Consider the following 21567-nt stretch of genomic DNA (forward strand, 5'->3'; position numbering starts at 1 on the left):
GCCATGTCAACTTTACACGGTGTCAAGCAAAGGAGATTGAACATGACACAGCACCTTCATAACCAGACAACGCATCGCGGGCCTGTGCTCGTATTGGGTGGCACCGGAAAGACCGGTCGTCGGATTGTCGGCCGTTTGCGCGAGCGGGGTATTGATACCCGGGTCGGATCAAGGTCCGGCTCGCCCGCCTTCGATTGGGATGAGCCGTCCGGCTGGGACGCCGTGCTGGCTGGCATGAGCGCGGTATATATCAGCTACACGCCTGACCTCGCCGTGCCCGCCGCCAAGCAAGCGATCCGGCACCTTGTCGAACGCGCAAAAGCGCAGGGCGTGCAGCATCTCGTCCTGCTGTCTGGACGCGGCGAGCCAGACGCCCAGGCCTGCGAGCGCATCGTGCAGGAAAGCGGTCTCGACTGGACCATTGTGCGCGCCAGCTGGTTCAATCAGAATTTCTCCGAAGGCGATTTCCTGCCGCTGGTCCTGTCTGGTGACATCACACTGCCAGCTGGACATGTGCCGGAACCGTTCGTGGATGCCGAGGATATTGCCGACGTGGCCGTCGCTGCTCTCACCGAGACCGGACATATTGGCGAAGTCTACGAAGTGACCGGTCCCCGACTGATGACGTTTGACGAACTGGCCAGCGAATTGTCACGCGCAACCGGCCGCAAGATCAGTTTCGTCCGTGTGCCTGCTAATGAATTTCTTCAAGGGTTTCGCCAGGCTGGCGCTCCGGAAGACATGATCTGGCTGCTCGACTACCTATTCTCCACCATACTCGATGGCCGCAATGCCCAAATCTGTGACGGTGTGGAACGGGCCCTGGGCCGACCGCCAAAGGACTTTTCCGACTTCGCGAACGAAGTCGCCGCCTCCGGGCTCTGGAGCGCCGCTGCGTGACGCCCGCCTCACTCACCCCGCATGTCCGTAGCTGACTGATCCTCTTCGGCGGGCATGCCACATCCAAGGAATCAAACTCATGACGACCCATCTCTTTGTCTATGCCTGCCTCACCATCGGTCTTTTTACCGCCCTCGTCGGCGGTGTGTTTCAAGCCTTCTCCGATTTCGTAATGGCCGGCCTCATCCGCGCCGCGCCAGCTGGCGGCATCGACTCCATGCAACAGATCAACCGGACAGTGTTTCGCTCGGCATTTCTGGCGATCACGTTGGCATTGGCACCTATCATGCTCGCCGCCTCCCTTTATGCCTGGCAAAGCCTGGAAGGGTCACCAAAGATCCTGATACTGATCGGAACCGCGATCTACATGACGGCCGTGCTCGGGGTCACCATGTTCGGCAACGTTCCGATGAATAAACATCTCGACGGCCTTACGCCTTCTTCGCCGGATGCCGCGATCTATTGGAAGAGGTTCGGTACCGTCTGGACAGGGTGGAACCATGTTCGCACTTTCGGGTCGATTCTTGCGGCCATCTGCTTCCTGCTAGCTGCAACTGGCTTGCCCGACACCCTTACTGCCATGACTTAGCTCTGGCCGAACCGGCGCACCAGATTGGAAATACTCTTCGACAGAACCAGCATTTCCGGAGACTGAAGATCCAGCCTGCCCGACAGGCTGGATCGCAGATTCTCAAGGTCAAAGATGATCTCCCGTACCGCCGCATCTGGCACGCTGCTCTCAATCCAGCCAACACAGACGAGCCGCTTGCCGGAAGTCACCGGCGCAACCCGGTGCAGACTGGTCGATGGATAGAGCACCATGTCTCCCGCGTCCAATTTGATGGACTGGGTCATCCCCGCCAGATCGATCTCCAGCTCGCCCCCCTCATAGTCGCCCGGATCGGACAGGAAGAGCGTGAAAGAAAAGTCGGTGCGCAAGCGCGACTCCCCTGCTCCCATGAATGGATTGTCGACGTGATGACCGTATCCGCCGCCCTCCTCGGTCCGGCTGACAATCAGTTTCGAGAACTGGCGTGGCTGGGCCGCCGCACGCAGAACAGGGTGTCGCTCCACCTTGGCCTTCAGCAGCTGGCGAACCTGAGCGCCGGTACGGGATGTCAGATCTGCTTGCTGGTTGCGCTTGACCGCCCGGGCCATGCCACCGGCCGTTTCTGCGCCATCGCGCCAGCCGAGTGTTGCGACCAGATCGCGGACATCACGCAGGTCGGCCTCATCGAGTACGTTGGAAAGGGTCAAAAGCATGTTGCGCCTACTTGCGAATAATTTGCATTTGCGTCATTCAGCGCTATAGCAGATCGACGCAAAGAGGAAGTATATCATGGCCTTTGACACCAAACTGAAGCAGTGGACCAGTCTTGGTCTGGGCACCGTCCTGATGACTGGCGCGCTTGCAGGTTGCAGTGAGCCTGCCGCCCCTGCCGACGAGGCAGGCACAGAGATCGCGCAGCCTGAAACACCTGCAGAAGTGGATCCAACCGCAGAAGCCAACACACTGGCTACTGAAGGCGGCGAAGGCGAAGGCGGTGTGACCATTGACGCCGCTTATACCGACCCGGTCGTCTACAAGGCCGCGCTGGCCATTGCAGCAGCCCACGTCCTGGCCGCGCGCGACGCCTACGCCAAAGGCGAAACGACCGCCGCGGCTGAAATGTACGCGCATCCGGTCTCCGAAGTCCTGTTCGACATGGAACCGGTCTTTGCAGCTCAAGGCGTCGCCGACTTTACCGACCTGTTTACAGACACGTCTGCAGCGGTCTTTGCCGGGGAAAGCCAGGAACAGATCAACGCCCGCACGGACGCGATCCTTGCCGCGCTCGACAAAGCCGCCGAGAGCGCCCCCGCCACCGACATGTCCGATGCCATGGTCAGCGCCCATGTCGCCTCCGACCAGATCGATCGCGCATCCGACATGTATCGCCTGTCGCTCGATTCTGATTTCTACGAGACGTATCTGGACGGCTACGGCTTCTATCAGGCCGCCGAGCGCGCCTTTACGCAAGCGGAAAGCGACATCACGGCCGAAAATTCCGATGCAGCAGAATCCATTCGCGCGGCGCTTGGCCTGTTGGCTGAAGCCTACCCGACCGCGCTTCGCCCTGCCCCAATGGACGCTGATGCTGCAGCCCTCGCCGTTGCGGCGTCGGAAGTACAGTTGGCGCTGAGCCAGTAGTGGCAATTTGACCTCCGCAAGGCCTTGCTCGCACGCTGTCGCAGAGTAAGGCCTTGCGCCCCCTGCACATGTCATTACCGTAGGGGGACATGTAGAGAGGCGCCGCCAAGACGCGCCCGGTATTTTCGGGAGGATTTTCGGCGGATGACCGACACGACAGCTGGCCAAACGGCCACGGGCGGACACATCACAGGCTTCGGTTCAAAAGGCTATCGCACCTATGTGCTGATCGCCCTGATGCTGGTCTACACGCTGAACTTCATCGACCGAACGCTCATTTCGGTCGTTGCCCAGCCGATCATCAACACATTTCAGCTGAATGACACGCAATGGGGCCTCTTGTCCGGGCCGCCCTTCGCATTGTTCTATGCCGCTATGGGCATTCCGATCGCGATGTGGGCTGACCGCGCCAATCGCGTATTGATCATTGCGCTCTGCATCATCGTCTGGTCCGTCATGACAGCGCTTTGCGGGGTCGCTTCAGGCTTCATCTGGCTACTCGTCTTTCGCGTCGGCGTTGCCGTCGGCGAAGCAGGCTGCACACCGCCCGCCAACTCTTTGATCACTGACTATTACCCCCCGAAAAGCCGCGCGGGTGCGCTCGGCATCTATTCCATGGGCGTCACGCTTGGCGGCGTGCTTGCGCAACTCTTCGGCGGCACGATTGCCGGCATCAAGGGGGCTGATTTCGGCAACTGGATCGGTTCGCTCGGTCTTGGGGGTTTGTTTGGTAATCTCGACTGGTCGACCGTGGAAGGCTGGCGTATCGCGTTTGTGGTTGTCGGCGCGCCGGGCGTGCTGATCGCGATCATCCTGATGTTCACCATCAAGGAACCTCCCCGCGGCTATTCCGACCCGCCCTCGGCAAAGGGCAATGGCAAGGCCCCTTTCTTTGATGCCTTCCGTGAATTTTCTGCCAAGCCGACATTCTGGTGGCTATCGCTCGGCGCCGCTCTGGTGGCCTTTGTCGGCTATGGACTGATCAGCTTCCAGGCACCTTTCCTCCAGCGCGTTCATGGTATTGATGTGCGCGACGCTGCCGTACTCTATGGCGCGCCGCTGGCTGCAGTTGCCGCTCTCGGCACATTCCTCGGCGGGTACATCTCGGAAAAGCTCGCAGGCCGCTTCTCCACGATCTCGGCATGGCTCCCGGGCGTTGGCCTGCTGATTGCCGTGCCCGCCTATGTTGGTGCCTTCTTCGCCCCGACCATCGAGATCGCCTTTGGTCTGTGGATCATCGCGGGCACGATGCACTACGCCTATCTTTCCAGCCAGTACATGGTCGGCACGGCCATTGTCAGCCCACAGTCGCGCGCCACCACGATTGCCGTGCTGCTGCTGATTGTCAGCCTGATCGGCAATGGCATTGGCCCGCTCTTTGTCGGGGCGATGAGCGATTTCTTCATGGGACAGGAAATCGGCAAAGCCGGCCTGTCAGCCTTTGCGGACGCCTTCAATCCGCGCCTCTGCGGCACGGACCCGGCTGCCCTCGGCGCGGAAGGCCCTGAGCTTTGCCGCGCCTATGCCAATGGCCTGCGCCACTCCATGGCCGCGACGGTCTTGTTCTTCATCGTCGCCGCATTTTGCTACTTCATGGCTTCGCGTTCATTCATGAGGGATCGGTACAATCCCGATTCCCCAGCCGCCGACATGAATTCCTGAAACACAGCGACGGAAAGACACAAGTAGAATGACAGACACGACCGCTGCGCTCGACGAGAAACCCGGTTTTGAAACCGGCTATCGCACCAAGGGATATCGCGCCTATGTGCTCGGCTCCCTGCTCATCGTCTACATCTTCAATTTCATTGATCGGTCCATCTTCGGCATCCTGACCGATCCGATCCGCAACAGCCTTGGTCTGGAAGACTGGCAGATGGGTCTGCTCGGGGGTCTGGCATTCGCCACGTTCTACACCACGCTCGGTATTCCGATTGCCCGTTTTTCGGAGAAGACGAGCCGCATGATGATTATCGTGGCCTCATTGACGATGTGGAGCCTGATGACCGTCCTTTGCGGATTTGCCGTCAGTTTCGCGACCATGTTCGCCTTCCGCCTTCTGGTCGGAGTTGGTGAGGCCGGGTGTACGCCGCCGGCGCAATCGGTCATCGCCGACTATTTCAAGCCCGGTAGTCGGGCGACCGCCGCCTCAATCTACGCGCTTGGCGTGCCGCTTGGTGGCATGTGCGCCGGTCTCGCCGCAGGCCCGATCAATGATTATGTTACGGGCGAGAATGTCCACGCCCTGCTGGAAGGATGGGGCTGGACTTGGGTCGCAGACATGATCGACTGGAAGAGCCTCGAAGGCTGGCGCATTGCGTTCATTGCGGTCGGCCTGCCCGGCCTGGTGTTCGCGCTGATCATCGGCCTCACGGTCAAGGAGCCGCCGCGCGGCTACACCGATCCGCCGAATGCTGTGAAGCCGGAACGGGAATCCTTCGGCGCCGCACTGAAGAAGCTCAGCAAGAAGCCGACCTATGTGCATGTCGTCTTTGGCGCAGCGCTCGCCTCATTTGCAGGATACGGGATCGCGGCCTTCTCCACCTCCTTCCTGCTGCGCACGCATGAACTGACCCTCACACAAGCCGCCCTCATCTTCTCTCTGGTGCTGGGCCTGATGGCTGCCATTGGTGTGTTCCTGTCTGGCTTCCTCGCTGATCGCCTCGCGAAACGCTACCCGACGGCCCTGTCCTGGATGCCTGCTCTCGGCATGGGCCTGTCGGTGCCGCTCTACTGGCTCGGCTATCTCAGCCCGTCGGTCGCGCTGATGCTGCCACCGCTCATGGCCGCCGCCATGCTGCACTATTTTTATCTCGGGCCAATGTATGCCGTCTCAGCCGGCGTCGTGGATGCGCGCACGCGGGCGACCGCCGTGGCCATCACGCTCTTTGCCGTCAACCTGATCGGGCTCGGCCTTGGCCCCACCCTGATCGGTCTGTTGTCCACAGTGCTGAAGACGATGATGCTGTCGGGTGCCGATCTCGGTCTGACACTGGACCTCTGCAAGGAAGCTGCAAGCCTCAGCGCCGACCAGGTTGCCGCCTGTACCAGCGCCGACGCACGCGGCCTGCAATGGTCGATTATCATCTTCGCATCGATCTATGGCTGGGCAGCAATCCACTATCTGCTGGCTGGGAAGACGCTGCAGCGTGACATGGTCGCCAAGACCGCCTAATCGGTCTTCATGGCTGTTTACACTCAGGTTTCAGACGACGCGCTGGCGGCGTTTCTCGACGATTACAATCTCGGCAATGCCCTGTCTTTCAAGGGCATTGCCGAAGGCGTCGAGAATTCGAACTACTATCTCGAAACCACGACGGGCCGGTTCATTCTTACCCTGTTCGAAAAACGGGTGAATGCGGATGACCTGCCCTATTTCATTGGCCTGAAACAGCATCTGGCGGGCAAGGGCTTCCCCTGCCCGGAGCCCATCCTCGCGAAAGACGGCAAAGCGCTCCGCACGCTCGAGGGACGGCCCGCGGTGATCGTGTCTTTCCTTGATGGACTCTCGCCGAAAAAGCCGACTCCCGCCCAGTGCCGTGGTCTGGGGGAAGGTCTCGCGCGGATGCATGTCACGCTTTCAGATTTTGAGATGACCCGTCCCAACAGTCTTGGTCCATCGGCATGGCCGCGCCTCTGGGCAGGCCAGTCGGACGAGGCCGAAAAACTGCAACCCGGCTTGTCAGCCCTGATCGACGAAGCCCTTGCTGATATCGCAGAGGCCAAGCCACAAAGCCTGACCCTGCCGCGCGGGACTATTCATGCCGATCTCTTCCCGGACAATGCGTTTTTCCTGGGCGAAGACTTTTCCGGCATTATCGATTTCTATTTCGCCTGCACAGATGCGCTCGCCTATGACCTCGCCATCTGCCTGAATGCGTGGGCCTTTGATGACAATCCAGGGCGCGGCGCCATCGACTACAATTATTTCAAGGGCGAAAACCTGATCGCAGGCTATGAGAGCGTGCGCCCGCTGCAGCCAACTGAGCGCGACGCCCTGCCCCTGCTGGCACGCGGCGCAGCATTGCGTTTCTTCCTGACGCGGATGGTGGACTGGACCTCGACGCCTGAGGGCGCCCTCGTAAAGCCCAAGAATCCCCTCGAATATGCCGGCCGCCTCGCCTTTCATCGCAAAGTGACGAGTGCGGAAGGCTATGGTGCATGACAGAGTTCGGACCAAATGGTGAGGTGGTTGGCACCGGTCCGTCTGACCTTTCGGTCGACTATCGAGCCCTCAGCAAGGACCGAAAGATCCGCCGTGTAAAACTCGGCCTGCTCTTGTCCTCCCTGGCGGCGTGCCTTGGCGTTACGCTGATCGGACTTTTCCTGACCTTTGTCTTTGGCGTGCTCGAAGGGATTGGCATGTTGCCCACCATGTTCGATCGCCCAAATAGCGGCTTCCTGTTCGGCATCCAGATGGCTGCGATGATGTCCCTGTTCAACTTCATCCTGTTCTTCGTCACCGTGCCAGCCGCGTGGCTGGCCATGGGTCTGTCCATCGGCAGGTTCCCGCATCAGGGAATCGCGGCCCGCGCGCCCTACTTGCGCTGGGCCAGCATCTGGGGCGCCCTGCTCGTCGGTGGCACGACAGGGGGATTCGGCGTGACAGCGTCGCTGTTGACCGGCCTCGGCGCAGCCCTCACCGGCGCCTGTATCGGTGCGCTGGCCGGCCTCGTCTGCGGCCTGCTCTTTCTCGCCATCGTCAAGCCCGCGCAACAACTGCATGAGGCAGACATCAGCGTCTTCTGATGCTTGACGGACCCGCCAAAGCCCCGCACCTGAAAGCCATGACTGACAAGATCGAAATCTGGACAGATGGTGCCTGCAGCGGCAATCCCGGCCCCGGCGGCTGGGGCGCCCTGCTCGTGGCAGGCGACAACCGCAAGGAACTCTGGGGCGGCGACAAGGCCACCACAAACAACCGTATGGAAATGCTGGCCGTGATCGAGGCGCTGAACGCGCTGAAAGGTCCGTCCAGGATCACCCTGCACGTCGATTCCACTTATGTGAAAGACGGCCTGACCAAATGGATACATGGCTGGAAACGCAATGGCTGGAAGACCGCCGCAAAGAAGCCGGTCAAGAATCAGGATCTCTGGATGGCGATGGACGAAGCCTGTCAGCGCCATGACATCACCTGGAAATGGGTGAAGGGCCATGCCGGTGACCCCGGCAATGAAAAAGCCGACGAACTGGCCCGGCGCGGCACGGAAGAGGCGCGCGGACGCTAGGCGCGGACCACCAGTCTCTCTGCGGCTCGCTTCAGCGCCGTATCATCCAGGCTCTCCAACCTGACCATATCTACCGGCGCATCGTCGCGCCGTTTGCGGCTGCGCGCATAGAGTGGATCGTAGTGCCGGTCCATCAACTGGCGCGCCAGCGCGCGATAGTCTCCCGCCTCCGCCAATGCCTGCCACTCGGCCAGCGTCTCTTTCGACTGCAGGCCCTTCAGCTTGGCGAGCGCTTCCATCAGCCGGTCCTTGTCCCGGATGATGTCTTCATAGGCAGAGAGCAGGAAGTCTGCCCGTACGTCTGAAGGAACCCTCATCTCGATGCGCGGCGCCGCCAGCATGGAGTGCCACAGGCGCCGGGGCACGCGGCACCGGCCGACCCGCGCGGACTCCGCCTCGACAAAGACCGGACGGCTCAGATCGAACTGACGCAACTGCTGCCAGATGCCGCTTTCGAACAAGCGCTGCGCTGGCTGTGGCGCGTCACCAAGATCACCAAAAGCCGAACCGCGATGATGGGCGAGACCTTCCAGGTCAATCACCTGCCCGCCCGCCGCTGCAATGGCCTGCAACAACGCCGTCTTGCCCGTGCCGGTTTGGCCATCGATCAGGCGCACCGGCAGCCGGCTGTCCTCATGCTCCAGCCCTGTTACGACTTCCCGCCGCCACGACTTGTACCCTCCCTTCACCACGCCGCTCGGCCAGCCGACCGAGGACAGGATCGTCGCCATGGAGTTCGAGCGCATCCCGCCACGCCAGCAATAGACTAGCGGTCGCCAACTCTTCGGCTTGTCTGCCAGCGCGGTCTCCAAGTGGTGCGCAATATTGCGCGCCACAATTGCGCCACCGACGCGATTGGCGCGGAACGGGCTCTCCTGCTTGTAGATGGTGCCAACGCGCGCGCGCGCTTCATTCGACAGCACCGGCAGACTGATGGCGCCCGGCATGTGATCATCCGCGAACTCGGCCGGAGAGCGCACGTCAATGATCGCATCGTAGCGCGACAGGTTTTCCGGGCTGATATCCGTGACGGTTTCGAGATAAGGCATCTCTCTTCGATTAGCAGGTTTTGTTTGCCCCGCCAGTGCCCGGCGCGGTAAGCCTGCAGCCCGAGAGGATCCCATCATGCCCGACCATCACACTGAACCCCGCCTGACATCCCTCGCCCATGGGGGCGGCTGTGGCTGCAAGCTCGCGCCGAATGTGCTGGCGGATATTCTCAGTGAGATGCCCCTGTCACTTGGCCATTCAGACTTGATTGTGGACGCGGGCAAGAGCGATGATGCGGCCGTCTACCTCATTAACGAGACAACCACGCTCGTTGCCACGACCGACTTCTTCACCCCCATCGTCGACGACCCGCATACATTCGGGCGCATCGCCGCAACCAATGCCCTGTCGGATATCTTCGCGATGGGGGCGAAACCCATCTTTTGTCTCGCCATTGTCGGCATGCCCATCGGCAAGATTGCCAATGAAACGATCCGCGCCATTCTTGCGGGCGGGCGCAGCGTGGCCGAGGCCGCCGGCGCGCCCATCGCGGGCGGGCATTCGATTGACTCCGCCGAGCCAATCTACGGCCTCGTAGCCCTCGGCATGGGCCATCCCGACAAGTTGCTGTTGAACTCCAACGCACAGGCGGGCGATGTCCTGATCCTTGGTAAACCACTCGGCATTGGCATCTATTCCGCCGCGTTGAAACAGGAACTCCTCTCCCCTTCCGAGTATGACGAAATGGTCGCCTCGACGACACGGCTCAATACGCCGGGCACGGAGCTCTCAGAAATTTCTGATGTTCATGCCGCAACCGACGTGACCGGATTTGGCCTGCTCGGCCATGCCAGCGAAATGGCGCGCGGTGCCGGCCTTCAGATCGTTATCGAGAAAAACAAGGTCCCTGTCTTTGAAGGCGCCCGTCGCCACGCACAGTCAGGCATCAAGACCGGCGCGTCCGGCCGCAACTGGGATTCGGTATCTCATATGGTCACGGGTCAGATGTCCGCGATGGAGACCGACCTGCTCTGCGACCCGCAGACCAGCGGCGGGCTGCTCGTTTCCTGTTCGCCCGAGGCGGCGCACTCGGTATTGGTAACCTTCCGCCGCCACGGCCATGCCGATGCGGCCATCATCGGTCGGGTAGAGTCAGGTGCCGCCAGCGTTCGCGTTGAATAACGCAAGTGTGACCCCACAAGGTCTACGCTCATGCTAAGTCTGCTTGCTCAAACTTCAGGAGAATTTCATGCGCTTCAGCCTTGCTGCCATCTCGATCGCTGCGCTTGCCGCATGTGGCCCATCCGTGGCTGCGTCCGGCAGTCTTGCTGATGTCAAGGAAATCACCGCGCCTGCTGAAGACACGAAAGTTCTGGCAGTCCTGAGCTATGCCAGCTGGTGTGGCAGCTGCAAGGTGCTCGATCCCAAGGTCGAAACCGTGCGGGCCTCAAACCCGTTTGACGGCGCTGAGTTCTTCGCCCTCGACTATTCATCCAGGGACGACTCTGCCTATTTCGCAGACGCAGAGACCCTCGGCATCGCTGGCACGATGCGCGAAATCTTCCCGGACAAAATAAAGACCGGCCAACTCTATCTGATTGACCGGTCTTCTGGAGATGTGATCAGCACCGTGACAAAATCTATGTCAGAAGCTGAAATCGCTGCCGCGATCGAGGCTGCGCTATCCTGAGATTCAGGACGCCGTGCAGGCGCTGTCATCCTTGTTCAGCTCACGGCGAACCTGATCGATATAGGTGCCCGTCATTTCGAAATCACTCCGAGTGATACCATAGGCCGGACTGCTGCCATCCTCGATGAAATCACTCATCAGGCGACCGGCGGCGTCTTCCAGGCCCAGACTCTCATCTTCGCGAATGTCCGCCACGACCTGGCTGACTTTCAAAATGTCGGCCTGATCGTCTTCGGACTTATCAGCCAGCAGGGTCTGGTAGCAGCCGCAATAGACTTCGATCGTATCGCCGTCCTCGGCGAGATCTTCCACAATCTCCGGATCCCCCGCCAGCATGGTATTGCAAACAGATGCTGCGTTATTGTCGCTTGAGACGCCCATACCGCAGGCGGCGAGAGCGAGACAGGCACTGGCGAAAAGGGGGATACGGATCATGAGAAAGTTCTTTCAGAATGGATCAGGCCGGAACCTTGCCCGACAGCATGCCTGCCAGACGGTTTGTGATGATATCTTCAGCTTCTTTCATGATTCGGTCGATCAGTTCCTTACAGGTCGGAATGTCGTGGATTAGACCGGCGACCATGCCGCAGGACCAGGCACCTGCATCCATCTCGCCTTCCTTCATGATGCGCGGGTAAACGCCGGCGACTTCCTCGATGATGTCCTCGAATTTCAGATCCGCGCCGAGGGCGCGTTCCTTCTCCAACAGGCGCTCAACCGCAACATTGGTCAGCACGCGCTCGGTATTGCGCAGCGGACGCATGACAAGGCGGGTATCGAGTTCGGACGCGGCAACGATGGCATCCTTCACATTCTGGTGCACGGGGGCTTCCTTCGTCGCGATGAAGCGTGTGCCCATGTTCATCCCCGACGCGCCCATGGCGAGAGATGCCACGAGGCTGCGTCCATCCGCCTGACCACCTGAGGAAACGAATGGAATTTCCAGTTCATCCGCCGCACGCGGCAGAAGGATCATGTTCGGGATATCGTCTTCGCCAGGGTGTCCGCCGCACTCGAAACCATCGACGGAGACCGCATCACAGCCAATGGATTGTGCCTTCAGCGCGTGGCGTACGGCGGTACATTTGTGGATCACCTTGATGCCGTGCTCTTTCAGGATCGGCAGGACCTGCACAGGATTGTTCCCGGCGGTCTCAACAACTTTCACACCGCCTTCGATGATGGCTTTCACATAGCCTGGATAGTCCGGCGCGTTGACGACCGGCAGGAACGTAAGGTTCACGCCGATCGGCTTGTCAGTCATGTCACGACAGCGCGCGATCTCATTTGCGAGGTCTGCAGGGGTTTTCTGCGTCAGGGCCGTAATGATGCCGAGACCGCCAGCATTCGACACGGCGGCAGCCATTTCGGCAAACCCGACATAGTGCATGCCGCCCTGGATGATCGGATGCTCGATTCCGAACATTTCTGTGATGGCAGTCTTCATGGCATATCCTCCTTGTTTCCGGCCTATCCTTGGCGGAAGGACGGCGCGGAAACAAGGCTGACATTGGGTAAAGAGTGCAGGCCGGCCTTAGCTGACGGGCGACCAGGACTTGTTCGGTTTGCTCCGGCGCTTCTGACCGTTGCCACCCTGACGGGAGCCACCCCCGCCGGATTCGGAACGCGCGGCGCTTCTATCGCCGCCATCCCGTGATCCACCGGGCTTGCCGCCCTTGTAGCCACCTTTGCCGCCCCCACCGCCGGAGCGATTACGGTTCTGCGACTGGCCGCCCTGACGACGTCCGCCGCCCTGGCTTCTGCCACCGCCGCCTCGGCTCTGCTTGGTGTGCGGACCCGGCTCTTCCGGCAAGGACAGGTCGAGCGCCATGTCTTCGTCCAGATCAATCCGGTCGATCTTGCGACCAATCAGTTTTTCGATGTCACGCAGATATCCGCGCTCATCATTGCCCACGAAGGACAATGCAATGCCGCTTTTCCCGGCGCGAGCTGTCCGGCCGATGCGGTGAACATAAGATTCCGGCAGGTTCGGCATGTCCATGTTCACAACATGGCTGACGCCGTCGACATCAATGCCGCGCGCGGCAATGTCGGTCGCAACCAGGATCGGGGCCTTGCCCTTCTTGAAATTGTCCAATGCACGAATGCGCTGGTTCTGGCTCTTGTTGCCGTGGATCGCTTCGGCATACAGGCCTTCATTGGCAAGGTAGCGGACCACTTTGTCAGCGCCATGCTTGGTGCGGGTGAACACGATGGCGCGGTCCATGTCGTCCTCAGACAGGATTTCGGCCAGCAGGCGCGGCTTGGCCGTACCCTTCACCATATAGACCGCTTGGTCGATCTTTTCGGCAGGCTTGGAAACGGTGGCGACGGTCACTTCGGCCGGATCGCGCAGGAAATCATTCGCAAGCGAGCGGATTTCCTTCGGCATAGTCGCCGAGAAGAGCAGCGTCTGGCGGCGCGTTGGAATGGCCTTCATCACCTTACGGATCGCAGGCAGGAAGCCCATATCCATCATCTGATCGGCTTCATCCAGCACGACCGCTTCGGTACCGCTCAGATTCACGGCGCCGGTTTCCATATGGTCCAGCAGGCGTCCCGGTGTTGCCACCAATACGTCCACGCCGCGTGCCAGCGCACGGACTTGTCCGCCGGGCTTCACGCCGCCCACGACAATCGCCGTGGTCAGCTTCATCTGGCTACCATAAACACGTACGCTTTCGGCAATCTGGGCGGCCAGCTCACGCGTCGGCGCCAGGATCAGGATGCGGGCTGCCTTGGAGACAGGGCGGCCAGGATTGGACGCCATACGGCTGAGCAGCGGCAGCACGAAAGCTGCGGTCTTGCCAGTGCCGGTCTGGGCAATGCCCACAAGGTCGCGGCCTTCCAGCAGTGTCGGGATCGCCTGCTCCTGAATCGGAGTCGGCTTGGTATAGCCCTCAGCAGCAATCGCCTTGAGGACGGGCTCGGCGAGGCCGAGTTCGGTAAACTGTGTCAAATCAATACTTTCATGTGCGGGCGCCCAGCGGACTCAAAAGTCCGCGCGCCCTGTTAGGCTCTAAATTTTAGGAAGCCTGCTTTCGATCGGCATCCCGGTTGTTGGCGCACTCGACGCGAACCCGGAAAAGGCAACGATCAATGCGAGAGCAGCAGCTATTCGCCCTGCTACAGCGGCATATGGCACGCTTTTGTGCGATGCACAAACGATATTAGCCGCTCAGAATTTCCAGCGCGCGCCGCGTGGCATATCGGCCACAAGGCTTTTGGCGGCCACCATGAACACCCGGTCCTGCCCCAATGCGAAGGCCATGGCCCCTTCCGGGAAGATCGGTGCGAACGCTTCATCCAGCACGTTCAATCCGCCCGTAAAGGCGCCCATGGCGGGCATCACCAGCCGCGCGCCATCGCTGGCGAAGCAGCGCCGCCGTACCGAACGCCCCCGCCCGATGATCTTGGCGGCCGGATGCAAATGCCCGGACACCTCGCCGATTTCCCCCGTCGGCTCGTGCCGGAAGACCAGCGCCCCGATGCGCAGCACCTTGCTGGCGCGGCCGCCGAGATGGGCCGGCGGGTCCGGATCATGATTGCCCTCTACCCAGACCCAGTCATGCGCCGATGTCAGCGCCTGAATGCGCCGCGCATATTCCTCCGGCAGGCGCAGCTCGGCCGCCCGGTCGTGGAAACTGTCGCCCAGCGAGATCACGGTCTTCGGCTGGAGCCCGGCACAAAGTCGCTCGACCAGTGACAGCGTCGCGGCCGTATCGTAGGGCGGCAACAACTGGCCCCGCGCCGCAAACGCGCTCCCCTTCTCGAAATGGAGATCGGACACGACCAGCACCCGCTCGGCCGCCCACCACAACGCCCCCTCCGGCAGCGGTGTCAGCAGCTCCCCGGCCAGGTGCAGGTGTGTTTCAGAGGGTTTCTTGGCGGCAGCAGTCATGGACCATGAATCTGGCCCGCAATGGCCCGGGGGTCAACGTGGCACCCGCACGCCGCAGCGCGCAATTGACACATATTTCAACCTTTTCACGTAACCTAAGTTCAACCTGAAAGGTGGACCGACTTCATGGACCGGGATACATGCGACCTCTACATCTATGATGGCGATTGTGCGCTGTGTTCGCGCTTCGTGAGGTTTCTGGTTGCACACGATCCGGAGGGGTGTTTCGCCCTGATGACAGCGCAGTCATCGGCAGGTCGGAAAATTTATATCGCCCTGGGGCTCGACCCGGACGCCATGGAAACGGCCCTCCTCCGTATTGATGGCCGGCACTACCGCAATCTCGACGTCTTCACCGAAAGTCTCGCTGTCCTGGAATGGCCTTGGAAAGCCGCCATGGTGTTGCGCTGGCTGCCCTCCCCGTTGGCAAATTGGCTGTATCGCCGCATCGCGAACAATCGAAAACTATTGCAGGGCAAAAGTTGTCCAGTGCCGACACCTGAGATCAGGGTGCGCCTCATTGAATAGCCGCATACTAATCATTGGGGGATACGGGGTATTCGGAGGCCGCCTTTCTGCAGCCTTGCTTCAAGGGAATGAATACGATGTCATCGTCGCAGGGCGCAGCCTTCAGAAGGCAGAAGCGTTTTGCGAGCGACACGGCGGCATACCGTACACGATTGATATCGATGCAATCGATCTTACTGAACAGGTGCGCGGTCTGGCGCCAGCAATCATCGTCGACGCTGCCGGTCCTTGGCAGGATTATGGGAAAGATCCCTACAGAGTTGCACGCGCCGGCCTCGCCTGCGGCGCGCACTATCTGGACCTGTCCGACGATGCGGCCTTTTCCGAGGGCATCGCCAGCCTCGACACAGACGCGCGCACCAAAGGCGTGGTCATCATATCTGGCGTCTCAAGTGTCCCGGCCCTGTCGTCTTCGGCGACCGACGCCCTGTCGAAAGGCATGACGAGTATAGAGCTTGTCGAGAGTGCGATCACGCCGGGCAACCGCGCACCTCGCGGGCAATCCGTGATACGATCCATCCTCTCCCAAACAGGTCAGCCCCTGAAAGTCTGGAAGGCCGGAGCGTGGCGCCACGTGACCGGCTGGGGCGCAATTCGCTCTATCACACTGACTGTGCCGGGCATTCCTCCCCTGAAGAACCGCTGGCTCAGCCCTATCGGCGCGCCAGACCTTACGCTCTTGCCATCAAGATACGACGCCGCAAGTGTTCAGTTTTCTGCCGGACTGGAACTCAAGCTCATGCATGGCGGACTGTTCCTTTTGGGTAAGCTTGTTTCTCGCGGGCTCGTGAAATCTCTGACATCCTGGACGAGCGTGCTTCAACCGCTCGCCACCCTGCTGCGTCCGTTCGGATCCGACCGCGGGGGAATGAGGGTTAGCGTTACAGGAAAAACTGCACAAGACACCCACGAAAACCGTATCTGGACACTTATAGCAGAAGCAGGAGATGGCCCCGACATTCCGACCGTGCCGGCGCGGATCATGATCCCCAAACTCCTGACCGGGCAAATCGACCCCGGCGCCAGACCTTGCCTTGGCGAATTCACATTGGATGAGGCCGAGGACGCGCTATCCTCCCTTAACGTGTCAACTGGACGGACCGATACGGAAATCACGCCCGTATTCAGGCAAGTCCTTGGTGGCGCCTTCGACAAACTCGCCGCTCCCCTTCAACACCTTCACACAGTTACAAGCGAGCATGTCTGGGAGGGCGAAGCGGAGATCCATCGCGGAAAAGGCTTTCTGGCTCTTCTGGCCAACAGACTTGCTGGCTTCCCGCCGTCTGGGCGAAACGTACCCGTCCGCGTCAGCATGGTGCGTAACCGGAACGGAGAAATGTGGACCCGCCAGTTCGGGACACATCGGTTCTCATCTCACCTGCGCCGCGTCGAAAAAGACGATAGCGGGATTATCCGTGAACGTTTCGGCGTACTGGACTTCTCGATCAGGCTGCTGGCAGGCGAAAACCAATTAGAGTTTCCGGTCATGCGAGCCCGGTTCCTAGGAGTCCCTCTTCCCCGCTTCCTCCTACCTGTCAGCAACACTCGGGAAACTGTCCTGCCAGACGGCTCCTGTCAGTTTGACGTCGCGATCTATCACTCCTTCGCAGGACTTGTTGCCCACTACAAAGGATGGCTGCGCCCGGCCGCCTAACTCATTGCATCTCTGACCAGATCGGCCTCCGCTTCGCCCAGGATGGCGTCCTGCACGGATGCGCCTGAAACCGGTTCCTTGCCGATTTCCAGCATGACGGGTACGGCGAAGGGGCTGATCTTGGTGAGCGCCTGATGGTCGATCTTGTCACGGATCCGCACCAAGGCATCTGACAGGCGGCGCACATCGAGCAGGCCCGTCGCCGCGTCCTGCCGGGCGGCTTGCAGCAGGATATGGTCCGGCTCATGGCTGCGCAGCACGTCATAGATCAGGTCGGAGGAAAAACTCACCTGCCGTGAGTTCTTCTCCTTGCCGGGAAGGTTGCGGTGGATCAGGCCGGAAATCTGGGCGCAATGACCGAAGGTCCGCTTCATCAGCGCGCTCTCATCCAGCCAGCTTTCAAGATCGTCACCCATCATGTCCGGATGGAACAGTGCGTCCATGTCCACTTCGGACATGTCCTCCATGCCCCACACCGCCATTGCATACTCACTGGCGACGAAACCGGTGGGTTTTGCGCCCATCCGCTCCAGTCGCCGCGTCAGCAACATGCCCAGCGTCTGGTGTGCCAGTCGCCCCTCGAACGGATAGCAGACAAGGTAATGCCGGTCGGCGCGCGGGAAAGTTTCGACCAGTAAATGATCCGCTGGCGGAATAGTGGACTTCAGCTTCTGGATTTCGAACCATTCGCGCACAGGGTCGGGCAACCCCTCCCATTGCGCCGGATCATGAATCATCTTGCGGACGCGATCGGCCAGGAAGGTCGTCAGCGGAAACTTGCCGCCATTATAGGACGGGATCGCCGGTCGGTCGCCGACCGCACGCACGACCAGCGCATCCATACCGTCCACGCCGACAAGCCGCAGCACTTCGCCCGCGAAAAGAAATGTATCGCCCGGCGTCAGGGTGGAGAGGAAATACTCCTCCATCTCGCCCAGCTTGAGTCCGGCCCGCACGCTGCGCTTTTCGCCCGGCTTTTCCTTGCCGATGAATTGCGCCAGCCGCACGGCCAGCATGGGCGATTCCACAATTGCGCCGACATTCATCCGGTGGGCCTGCGCGTCGCGGGCCGTGCGCGCCACCCACACCCCGTCCGGGCGACGTACAATACGGTGGAACCGGTCATAGGTCTTCAGCGCATAGCCCCCGCTCGCCACGAAATCGACGATCCGCTCATAGGTTTCCCAGTCGAGCCACGCATAGGGTGCGGCTCGGATAATATCCTCATAGAGTTCCTCCAGACGGAATCCGTCGCCACACGCCCGGCCCATGACATGCTGCGCCAGCACATCCAGCGAGCCCTCGCGGACCCCTTCCCCGTCAATCTCGCCGGCCTCGACCGCTGCCTCTGCCGCACGGCACTCCAGCACTTCGAACCGGTTCGTTGGCACAAGGACGGCCCGGCTGGCTTCATCCATCCGATGATTGGCCCGGCCGATGCGCTGGATCAGGCGCGCGGCCCCTTTCGGCGCGCCCATCTGGATCACGAGATCCACCTCGCCCCAGTCGATGCCGAGATCGAGAGTGGACGTACAGACCACCGCCTTCAGGGCGCCAGCCGCCATCGCCGCCTCGACCTTGGTGCGCTGTTCCCGCGCGAGTGAGCCATGATGCAACGCAATCGGCAGCCCGTCCTCATTGGCGTGCCACAGCTCCTGAAACATCAGCTCGGCCTGGCTGCGCGTATTGACGAAGACGAGCGTCATCGTCGCTTTCTTGATGGCCTCATACACTTCCGGCACGGCAAATCGCCCGGAATGCCCCGACCACGGAATTCGCTGTTTCGAGATCAGGATATCCACATCCGCCGAGACACCTCCCTCGGCAGTCAGGACACGTACCTCCCCCGCGCCGGAGCGTACATCCAGCCAGTCGGCCAGAGATTGCGGCTCGCGCACCGTCGCAGACAAGCCAATGAAGCGGCAGGCTGGAGCCCAGCTTGCCAGCGTCGCAAGGCCGAGCGCCAAAAGGTCGCCGCGCTTCGAGGCCGCCATCGCATGGATCTCGTCCACAATCACGCATTTGAGGTCGGCATAGAATTCCTTGGCATGATCGGAGGCAAGAAAAAGCGCGAGCTGTTCCGGCGTGGTCAGCAATATGTCCGGCGGCGTCCGTCTCTGGCGCTGACGCACATGGGAAGGCGTATCCCCCGTCCGGCTTTCGATCCTGATGCCCAGCCCCATGTCCTCGACCGGCCCCATCAGGTTGCGCTGCACGTCCGCCGCAAGTGCCTTCAGGGGGGAGATGTAGAGCGTGTGCAAAGCAGGCCGGTCAGAGTTTGCCGCCCGCTTGCGCTCACTCAGTTCAATCAGGCTGCCCAGAAAGCCCGCCAGCGTCTTGCCGCCGCCGGTCGGCGCGATCAGAAGCGCGCTTTCGCCCTTCAGCGACTTCTCGGCCAGCGCCAATTGGTGCGGCCGCGCCTTCCAGCCACGCCCGGCAAACCAGGCTTCGAATGGCTCCGGCAGCAGGAATGGGGAAACGGCGGAATCAGCCATGATTGAAATTAAAATCTCGCAAGAATTGCAGTAATCGGCTTGCTTTCACTATGCGTTCAGCTTGCCTCAGGCCAAACCTCTTTTTCAGACAACTATCATGAGGCCCGCCATGTTCCGCTCCTTTGCCGTCTCCGCCAGCCTGATCGCGCTTGCGGCCTCTGCCCTTGCCCAATCACCCCTGGAACAAGCCCTCTCCGCCTCTGCCGACGGCCCGCTTTATGCGTTTGATCTGACGCTTTCCAGTGACGAGGTGGACGCGCTCATGCGGGTCGATCCAAGCCAGCCGGAGGGCGAGCGCCTCAGCGTGATCTCACCTGAGCCTGAAGACTGGAGCGAAGACTTCGCCAAGCGGGTCGAAAACATGAAAGCCAATACGGACGGCGAAATCTGGTGTCAGGATTTTGCCGAGAACATTCCCGCCGCCGATGCAAAACTTGTCAGTGAAACGGACACCACCGCCACCTACAGCTTTCGGCCAAAGCCCAGCGCAGAGCCAGACGACATGGACAAGGTCTACAAGCACCTCATCGGAAAAGTCGTCGTGGACAAAACTGCCCCCGGCATCCTCAATTATGAAATGGTGGCGGAAAAGCCGTTCAAGCCAATGCCTGTCGCGAAGATCAAACAGTTCGAAATGAAAGTCGCGTGCGACCGCGCCCCGGATGGTCGCACCCATGTGGCCAGTCTTGATGTGACCGTCGAAGGCTCTGCCATGATGAAAAGCTTCAGCCAGTCCGACCGGCAGCTCATCTCGAACCTGACGCCGATCCCGAATTCCGGAACCGGCTCCAGATAGGCGCTATTCCTCGAGGCCGTACTTTTCGAGGATTTCTGCGCGGATGGCATCCTTCGCGCGATCAGAGCGGGCCCGGCGCGCATCGATTGTGGCCTGGATTTCCAACTCGATCTGCTCGCGCTGTGCAGCTTCTTCCGCGCGGGCATCCTCGGCCGCCTGCAGGCTGAGCAGCACGTCGCGCGTGAACGCGTTGATATCAAACCGCGCCCCGCCAATCACATCAAAGCCGCGCCGCACAATGACGGCGTTCATGCTTGGCACGATCACGACATACTGGCCGCGATTGCCCGCCATGTAATAGGTGCCCGCCGGAATACCCTCGGCATTATTCATCAGCCAGAATTGCGCACCATAGCCGGGTCCGCTGGTTGGCTGTGCTGGTCCGGGGGCCGAAACGAATTGTGCCCAGCCTTCAGGCAACAAGCGCTCATTGCCCCACACACCGTCCTGCAGGTAGAGCTGGCCGACCCGGGCGAGGTCGCGCGCCGTAGACCAGACCTGGCTGGACGAGACGAAGTCACCATTCCAGTCCACTTCCAGCGTCGTGTGAACCGCGCCGATCTTGTGCAGCAGTTTTTCATACGGGAAGCGATGATAGGAATCATCCGTGCCCAGAGATTCCCGGAATGAGCGCATCGCGATCAGCGTGTCATTGTTGGAATACTTGAACCGCGTGCCCGGCTTGGCTTCCATAACTTTCGAGGCGGCCTGATCGACCACGCGTCCGCCGCCAAAATAGATCCGGTCCGTGCGCGAACCGGTTTCACCACTGTCGAGCCCGCTCGCCATCTGCAGCAGGTCGCGCAACGTGATCTCGCGGCGCGGGTCCGCGCCATTGTTCCAGTCGGCGATGACGGCCGGGTAATCAAGATCGATATGCCCGTTCCGCCGGGCTGCGCCGAGGATCGTCGCAGAAATCGATTTTGCCACCGACCAGGTCCGCTGCGGCGTCTCATGATCAATGCCGCGAGCATAGCGCTCGGCCACGACCTGTCCGTCCTTCACGACAACCACGGCGCTGGTGCGTGTGCCATTGCCATAGCTACGCTCGTCGAAAGCAAACGAGACCGGCGCTTCGAGGCGCTCGGCTTCTTCGATGCGCAACTGCACCTTAACATTTGAGCCGATGGCGCTGCCCCGGTCCTCGCCGGTGAAGTCCGGCCAGGCGGCAAAGCGCGGCAGGAAGTTCAG

The 21567-nt window shown here is 60.8% G+C and carries 21 protein-coding genes; 13 read left to right on the top strand and 8 right to left on the bottom strand.

Annotated features, from left to right (window positions below; all coding sequences use genetic code 11):
- Positions 1-42: 42 nt before the first annotated feature.
- Positions 43-900 (top strand): NAD(P)H-binding protein, encoded by an 858-nt coding sequence (locus tag B2344_RS04845; RefSeq protein WP_290484772.1) that lies wholly within the window; start codon positions 43-45, stop codon positions 898-900.
- Positions 901-979: 79 nt separating this feature from the next.
- Positions 980-1489, top strand: coding sequence for a DUF1772 domain-containing protein (locus B2344_RS04850; RefSeq protein ID WP_290482519.1), 510 nt, complete (start codon positions 980-982; stop codon positions 1487-1489).
- On the opposite strand, the gene B2344_RS04855 is transcribed toward B2344_RS04850, so the two are convergent.
- Positions 1486-2163 carry a Fe2+-dependent dioxygenase gene (locus B2344_RS04855; protein WP_206992243.1) on the bottom strand — a complete coding sequence of 226 codons (678 nt, stop codon included), beginning with the start codon at positions 2161-2163 and terminating at the stop codon, positions 1486-1488. The genes B2344_RS04850 and B2344_RS04855 overlap by 4 nt on opposite strands.
- 76 nt (positions 2164-2239) lie before the next feature.
- Here B2344_RS04855 and B2344_RS04860 point away from each other — a divergent pair, with 76 nt between their 5' ends.
- From B2344_RS04860 to rnhA, 6 genes are all read left to right on the top strand, one after another.
- Positions 2240-3091, top strand: a complete 852-nt coding sequence (locus tag B2344_RS04860) for a hypothetical protein (RefSeq protein WP_290482518.1) — start codon at positions 2240-2242, stop codon at positions 3089-3091.
- A gap of 144 nt (positions 3092-3235) precedes the next feature.
- Positions 3236-4753: a spinster family MFS transporter gene (locus B2344_RS04865; protein ID WP_206992241.1), complete on the top strand. Its 1518-nt coding sequence runs from the start codon at positions 3236-3238 to the stop codon at positions 4751-4753.
- A gap of 28 nt (positions 4754-4781) precedes the next feature.
- Entirely contained in the window at positions 4782-6266 is a 1485-nt protein-coding gene (locus tag B2344_RS04870) for a spinster family MFS transporter (protein WP_290484773.1), read from the top strand.
- Positions 6267-6275: 9 nt separating this feature from the next.
- Positions 6276-7256 carry a homoserine kinase gene (locus B2344_RS04875; protein WP_290484774.1) on the top strand — a complete coding sequence of 327 codons (981 nt, stop codon included), beginning with the start codon at positions 6276-6278 and terminating at the stop codon, positions 7254-7256.
- Positions 7253-7840, top strand: a complete 588-nt coding sequence (locus B2344_RS04880) for a hypothetical protein (protein ID WP_206992238.1) — start codon at positions 7253-7255, stop codon at positions 7838-7840. The genes B2344_RS04875 and B2344_RS04880 overlap by 4 nt, the downstream gene beginning before the upstream one ends.
- Positions 7841-7878: 38 nt before the next feature.
- On the top strand, positions 7879-8322 hold the full coding sequence (gene rnhA, locus B2344_RS04885; protein ID WP_290478605.1) for a ribonuclease HI: 444 nt from the start codon (positions 7879-7881) through the stop codon (positions 8320-8322).
- On the opposite strand, the gene mnmH is transcribed toward rnhA, so the two are convergent.
- The gene (gene mnmH, locus B2344_RS04890; RefSeq protein WP_206992237.1) at positions 8319-9371 is read right to left on the bottom strand and encodes a tRNA 2-selenouridine(34) synthase MnmH; all 1053 of its coding nucleotides are present in this window, start codon (positions 9369-9371) and stop codon (positions 8319-8321) included. The genes rnhA and mnmH overlap by 4 nt on opposite strands.
- A gap of 76 nt (positions 9372-9447) precedes the next feature.
- Between mnmH and selD the strand changes: the two genes are divergently transcribed.
- Both selD and B2344_RS04900 read left to right on the top strand, forming a co-directional pair.
- On the top strand, positions 9448-10494 hold the full coding sequence (selD, locus tag B2344_RS04895; protein ID WP_290484775.1) for a selenide, water dikinase SelD: 1047 nt from the start codon (positions 9448-9450) through the stop codon (positions 10492-10494).
- Positions 10495-10561: 67 nt separating this feature from the next.
- Positions 10562-11002, top strand: coding sequence for a thioredoxin domain-containing protein (locus B2344_RS04900; RefSeq protein ID WP_290478602.1), 441 nt, complete (start codon positions 10562-10564; stop codon positions 11000-11002).
- Positions 11003-11005: 3 nt separating this feature from the next.
- Here B2344_RS04900 and B2344_RS04905 read toward each other — a convergent pair whose 3' ends face one another.
- The 4 genes from B2344_RS04905 to pdeM form a co-directional block, all read right to left on the bottom strand.
- A complete protein-coding gene (locus tag B2344_RS04905; protein WP_290478601.1) occupies positions 11006-11437 on the bottom strand; it encodes a hypothetical protein in 432 nt (143 codons plus the stop codon).
- Positions 11438-11459: 22 nt separating this feature from the next.
- Positions 11460-12449, bottom strand: a complete 990-nt coding sequence (locus tag B2344_RS04910; RefSeq protein WP_290482512.1) for an NAD(P)H-dependent flavin oxidoreductase — start codon at positions 12447-12449, stop codon at positions 11460-11462.
- 87 nt (positions 12450-12536) lie between these two features.
- Positions 12537-13961 carry a DEAD/DEAH box helicase gene (locus tag B2344_RS04915; protein WP_290478600.1) on the bottom strand — a complete coding sequence of 475 codons (1425 nt, stop codon included), beginning with the start codon at positions 13959-13961 and terminating at the stop codon, positions 12537-12539.
- Positions 13962-14180: 219 nt separating this feature from the next.
- The gene (gene pdeM / locus B2344_RS04920) at positions 14181-14903 is read right to left on the bottom strand and encodes a ligase-associated DNA damage response endonuclease PdeM (protein WP_206992232.1); all 723 of its coding nucleotides are present in this window, start codon (positions 14901-14903) and stop codon (positions 14181-14183) included.
- 126 nt (positions 14904-15029) lie between these two features.
- Between pdeM and B2344_RS04925 the strand changes: the two genes are divergently transcribed.
- On the top strand, positions 15030-15431 hold the full coding sequence (locus tag B2344_RS04925; protein ID WP_290478598.1) for a thiol-disulfide oxidoreductase DCC family protein: 402 nt from the start codon (positions 15030-15032) through the stop codon (positions 15429-15431).
- Positions 15424-17085 carry an SDR family oxidoreductase gene (locus B2344_RS04930; RefSeq protein ID WP_290482511.1) on the top strand — a complete coding sequence of 554 codons (1662 nt, stop codon included), beginning with the start codon at positions 15424-15426 and terminating at the stop codon, positions 17083-17085. Before B2344_RS04925 ends, B2344_RS04930 begins: the two co-directional genes overlap by 8 nt.
- Here B2344_RS04930 and B2344_RS04935 read toward each other — a convergent pair.
- Positions 17082-19580, bottom strand: coding sequence for a ligase-associated DNA damage response DEXH box helicase (locus B2344_RS04935; RefSeq protein ID WP_290484776.1), 2499 nt, complete (start codon positions 19578-19580; stop codon positions 17082-17084). The genes B2344_RS04930 and B2344_RS04935 overlap by 4 nt on opposite strands.
- Before the next feature lie 109 nt (positions 19581-19689).
- On the opposite strand from B2344_RS04935, the gene B2344_RS04940 reads away from it, so the two are divergent.
- Complete coding sequence (locus B2344_RS04940) at positions 19690-20376, top strand: hypothetical protein (protein WP_290484777.1); 687 nt, start codon at positions 19690-19692, stop codon at positions 20374-20376.
- A 3-nt stretch (positions 20377-20379) separates the two neighbouring features.
- Here the strand turns inward: B2344_RS04940 and B2344_RS04945 are convergent.
- A partial coding sequence (locus B2344_RS04945; RefSeq protein ID WP_290484778.1) for a serine hydrolase domain-containing protein occupies positions 20380-21567 on the bottom strand: 1188 nt, incomplete at its 5' end.

Origin of the sequence: Hyphomonas sp. UBA3195 (assembly GCF_002366485.1) — a bacterium.
In the GTDB taxonomy this organism is placed as follows: Bacteria; Pseudomonadota; Alphaproteobacteria; order Caulobacterales; family Hyphomonadaceae; genus Hyphomonas.